1 protein-coding gene is annotated in these 773 nt (G+C 66.4%); it reads left to right on the top strand.

What is annotated here, in order from left to right; all coding sequences use genetic code 11:
- Positions 1 to 773 (top strand): beta-galactosidase (locus RHBS_RS28215; RefSeq protein WP_187298685.1); only part of this gene is annotated, 773 nt, incomplete at both ends.

Raw genomic sequence — 773 nt, 5'->3', positions numbered from 1 at the left:
ACGGCCACCTCGTCACCCCCCGCCGTGGTTGGCCACGGCGTACCCGCAGATGCGCCCGGTGGACGAGCGCGGCTACCGCTACGCCATCGGCAGCCGCCAGACGTGGAGCCCCAGTTCCGCTGTGTACCGGGAACATTCACTCGTGCTGGTCGAGAAGATGGCCCACCGCTACGGCGAGCATCCCGCGCTGGCCATGTGGCACGTGTCCAACGAACTCGGCTGTCACAACGCACTGTGCTACTCCGACGACAGCGCCCACGCATTCCGAGAGTGGCTCAGCGCCAGGTACATCGACCTCGAGACCCTCAATACCGCCTGGGGCACCGACTTCTGGAGCCAGCGCTACAGCGACTGGGACGAGATCGTTCCTCCCTCGGTGAGCACCACGTTCGGCAACCCGACGCACCAACTCGACTGGCGACGCTTCTGCTCCGACGCTCTGCTCGAGCAGTACCGCGCCGAGAAGGCCGTGCTGAACCGGATCACCCCGGATGTTCCGGTCACCACGAACTTCATGGTGGGCATGGGCCAGGGCTCCGCGCTCGCCGGCAACATGGACTACGCGTCCTGGGCCCCGGAACAGGACATCGTCTCCACCGACCACTACCTCGTCGGCCCCGAGACCGGCGACGGCGCAGCGCATCACAAGCTCTCGTTCTCGGCCGACCTCACCCGTGGCGTTGCCGGCCGTCGCCCCTGGTTGTTGATGGAGCATTCCACCAGCGCCGTCAACTGGCAGCACATCAACCGAGCCAAGATGCCCGGCGAGATGA

The organism is Rhodococcus sp. BS-15 (assembly GCF_000813105.1).
Taxonomy (GTDB): domain Bacteria; phylum Actinomycetota; class Actinomycetes; order Mycobacteriales; family Mycobacteriaceae; genus Rhodococcoides.
Note: the sequence above shows the minus strand (reverse complement) of the source record. Positions and strands in the feature narration are given on the sequence as shown.